The organism is Bradyrhizobium sp. 35 (genome assembly GCF_023073215.1).
Lineage (GTDB): Bacteria > Pseudomonadota > Alphaproteobacteria > Rhizobiales > Xanthobacteraceae > Bradyrhizobium > Bradyrhizobium canariense_D.
In genome coordinates, this window is record NZ_JADPJC010000064.1 from 1 (window position 1) to 3,925 (window position 3,925).

General features: G+C 58.8%; 1 protein-coding gene and 3 pseudogenes. 1 reads left to right on the forward strand and 3 read right to left on the reverse strand.

Going from position 1 to position 3,925, the window contains the following annotated elements; genetic code table 11:
- Nucleotides 1–245: 245 nt before the first annotated feature.
- A pseudogene (locus tag IVB36_RS14425) lies at nt 246–419 on the reverse strand (IS5/IS1182 family transposase); the annotation flags it as partial.
- A 105-nt stretch (nt 420–524) separates the two neighbouring features.
- Nucleotides 525–753: pseudogene (locus IVB36_RS14430) on the reverse strand (transposase); the annotation flags it as partial.
- Nucleotides 754–1,609: 856 nt separating this feature from the next.
- On the opposite strand from IVB36_RS14430, the gene IVB36_RS14435 reads away from it, so the two are divergent.
- Complete coding sequence (locus IVB36_RS14435; RefSeq protein WP_247391988.1) at nt 1,610–3,079, forward strand: MATE family efflux transporter; 1,470 nt, start codon at nt 1,610–1,612, stop codon at nt 3,077–3,079.
- A 447-nt stretch (nt 3,080–3,526) separates the two neighbouring features.
- Here IVB36_RS14435 and IVB36_RS14440 read toward each other — a convergent pair.
- Nucleotides 3,527–3,925 (reverse strand): annotated as a pseudogene (locus IVB36_RS14440) (integrase core domain-containing protein); the annotation flags it as partial.

The window sequence follows — 3,925 nt, forward strand, 5'->3', positions numbered from 1 at the left end:
CACTCGGTCAGGCCCTGGTGCCTCAAACGTAGAACTTCTCGGATCCGGCGCATCGACAATCTCTCGGTAGGCATCAGGCTTCCTCATTGGTTGAATGAGGAATCCGTAGCTCGGCTGAGTTGTCGGCCGAAGCGTCCGGCACCGCCAAACCTTGCTCGCGATCGCCTGAAATCGCTGCTCACGATCCTCTGAAATCGTTACTCACGATGCGCTGAAATCCGTGCTCACGATCCCGCGAAACGCGCAGGAGGGATCGACGGACGTCCCTCGCTGGCGTAGAGCCTCCCAAGGCTGCGGTTCAAATCACTCAAAACATCCCGGACAAGTTCCCGAACCTTCCGCAGCGGATGGTTCGCTGGCACACGCACGGCGCGATGTACGAACAACAGGCCGCCCTGGTTCGTCAACCTGCCGCGCATGATCGTCTCCACCGATCGTCGATGATGCGATTATGGCTTGGATCGGCGGTCGAGCTCCCCTCGCACGAAAGGCGAATGCCTTCATTCGCCGAAAGGAGCCATCGCAAAATAGGCGCTTGCCTTGATTTCGTTGGCCTGCCGAAGCTCGCGGTTCTCTCCTTCCAGCGCCTTAAGCTTCTCGGCCGTGTCGGTCTGAAACGCCGGCCCGCGACCACTGTCTCTCCGCTTTCTTGACCCAGTCATGCAGCGTCCGCGGCGTGCAGCCGATCTTGGCCGCAATCGAGGTCACCGGCGCAAAGCGCGCGGGCTGCTCGCTCGCGTGATCCAGAACTATCCGAACGTTGGAGCCTCCGGCAAACCCGGGGCGGTTCAGCCGGCGCCTGTCCCGCGTTTGCAGCTTCTTAGCAGCTAGAGCTCTTGAGCCCGCGGCGAATCTCGATCAGCAGCACATTTAGGCAGCAGGTGTTTTGCGCTTGGGACATCAAGCCAAAGCCATCGACCTTCGGATCCGTGCTCGGGAGTCGCGGCGCATTCTTATTGGTTCCTATCGGTTCTCGGAGAATGGCTTAGATTTGCCTCATTCAAAGAGACCGGCCAGACCGATTGGAAAGTAAGCCATTGGGAAGCTCACATCTGCGGACAGGAAATGCAGCGTCTCACATCTTGTCCATTGTTGGATTTGCGACACGATGGCGGGCCAACGACACATCCGCTTGAGCAAATACGGATTGTAAATCAAGCACTCACAGTTGGCACGAGCTTTGAAAAGATAATGCACTCCAGTCTCGCCTGCCTAAGGAGCGCAGTAATGCCCTACTCGCCTCTCGGTTCGCTTCTCCGCCGCATGCGAATTTGGTTAGCCAAGCGCCGCTTCATTTTAGTGCGCGCTCGCGCGTGGTTTGGCGGCGGTTATCGAGCGCGCCGGGTTCGCCGTTCGCGCAGCGTCGATTGCGGTATGCAGGCATCAACTGCGCGAATTGCGAGTCATGTGCCGCATTTCGTTCGCGCTTAAACGCGCGAGGAGGTCAAAACGCTCATGAAGGGATAAGAAGGCGCAGCAGCTGATCTCATGAGCGGGCTGCGCGCCAAACCACACCTGCAACTACTCTCAATGTTAGAGCGGAGAATTGGATCCATTCGCTGGAACAAGAGTCGCTGGTCCGCCGAGCCCAGCCGGAAAGCGTGATTCGATGGGCAAGATGGACGAGTTAGGAGCGGTATCAGCTTCGTGGCAAGGACTGAGGGGATGGGCGGTTGACCAGGACTTCGCTATCGAGTTCAGCGAAATTGCGAAACTTGCGTTACCGATGGTGCTTACGCAAATTGGCCAGATCGCAATGATGACGACTGATCTAGTCTTCATCGGGCACATTAGCGCTGAGGCGGTCGCCGGGACGGCGCTTGCCAGTAGGATCTATCTCGTTAGTTTCACCTTCGGCGCGGGGCTGCTAGCGGCCATCGTACCGTTGGTGGCGCGGGCGTTTGGGGCGGATAATCTGGCCGTGGTACGGCGCGCGCTGCGCATGGGCTTGTGGGCGGCGCTGATGCTCTCCTTTCCGGTGATGGGGGCTGCGCTTCGCGGCGAGCAAATACTGCTCGCTTTTGGGCAGCCGCCGCATGCGGCTCGGCTTGCCCAGCAATATCTGTTCGGAATGGCATGGGGGGTGGCGCCTGCGTTGTGGTTTCTGGCCATCCGCAGCTTCATGAGCGCGGTCAACCGACCGGGGCCGGTGTTGTGGATCACTGTCGCGGCCATACCCGTCAACGCCCTGCTGGCCTACCTGTTCATTTTTGGGAAGCTTGGCCTGCCGCGTCTGGAGCTGTTCGGGGCGGGACTTGCGACCACGCTCGTAAACTGTGCCACGTGTTTAGCCGGTTTGTGGTTCGCCACAATGCGTCGTCCTTTCCGTGACTACCACGTGCTTGCACATCTCTGGCGCTTCGATTGGCCCTTGATGCGGCAGCTGATCGTGATCGGGGCACCAATCTCAATAGTCTCCCTGATGGGGTATGGACTAGTCTCGGCGGCAGCGCTCCTGGCAGGCGTGATCAGCACCAGCGTACTCGCCGCCCATTATGTCGCAGTTCAGGTCTCCGCGACCTTGTTAATGATCCCTTCCGGCATCAGCATGGCGGCAGCCGTGCGGGTTAGTCATGCTGTCGGCATCAACGACGGTCCCGGCATTAGGCGGGCAGGGCTGGTCGCAATGCTGCTCGGTATCATCATTACCGCAATGCTGACGCTTGCGGTGATTCTCGCGCGTTTTGAGATCGCCAAGTTGTTTCTGGGCAAATCAGGGGGCGATGCTGACGCGACGATCGGGCTGGCCGCAAAGCTCCTTTTCGTTGGGGCGGGCTTCTTTGGCACTGATGCCGTGGCGAGCATTGCGTCGGGCAGCTTACGAGGATTGAAGGACACTTGGGTACCGCTTCTGTTTGCTGGCATCGCTTATTGGCCGATCGGCTTTTCCCTCAGTTACGTGCTTAGTCTGAAGATTGGTCTTGCCGCGACTGGCATCTGGATGGGCTTATCGATCGGGACCATGGTTTACGCGTCGCTCCTGGTCGTGCGCTTTCACCTGCTGACGAGCAGAGTTATTCTTCAGAGCCGCTTCCTAAACCGCCATCATTGCAGCCCCCCGACGGGGATTCAGCGATAGACGACGCTAGTTAACTTTGACTTTCTTAGGCTCTTTCGGAACGCGATCCTGCTGCCAATGAATCTCATCCTATGTCACGTTTTCTTGTCGCGCGCATCAATCCCTGTCCAACCATAGATTTTACGTGGCTCCGCGGCGAACTGAACCTCACAATATCAAGGGGGTCATCTCGGCATCCCTGCCATCGGAGGCCGCCCGCTCCAAGTGCACAACCCAATTGCCGCTCTCGCGCAGATAACGCAGGGAGGCCGGCCGGCATCATCGCGGCGGTGCGGGCCTGGGCATCGTGCACCAGAATTACGTCCCTTCGTAATCTCCGGTTACTCGATCATGGTCCTGAGCCCTTGGTCTGGTCCACTCCGAGTCGCTTGTACAGAGGTCAGCTCCGAACCGGACGGCCCGCGCGACTGAACCGCCCCGGGTTTGCCGGAGGCTATTTGGTTTAAGTTATGCCGCCATGGCCGGTTGTTCCAGCATGGTGTAGTAGCGTTGCTCGGCTTCGGCTGGCGGGATGTTGCCGATGGGCTCCAGGAGCCGCCGGTTGTTGAACCAGTCCACCCAATCCAGCGTCGCGAACTCGACGGCCTCGAAGCTGCGCCATGGTCCGCGCCGATGGATCACCTCGGCTTTGTAGAGACCGTTGATGGTTTCGGCGAGAGCGTTGTCATAGGAATCTCCGACGCTGCCGACAGAAGGCTCGACACCAGCTTCAGCCAAGCGCTCGGTGTATTTAATGGATACGTATTGGGCGGATTCAAACGATCGTCGCAACAGCGATCTTGTTCACTCATGATAGCCAATCGTCAAGCGCCTCCGCCGGCGTTTTCCATCCCAGCGTCTTTCTCG

Bases quoted from the DNA above. Each gene is read 5' to 3' on its own strand.
- IVB36_RS14435 (WP_247391988.1), top strand. From the start codon at position 1,610: ATGGGCAAGATGGACGAGTTAGGAGCGGTATCAGCTTCGTGGCAAGGA.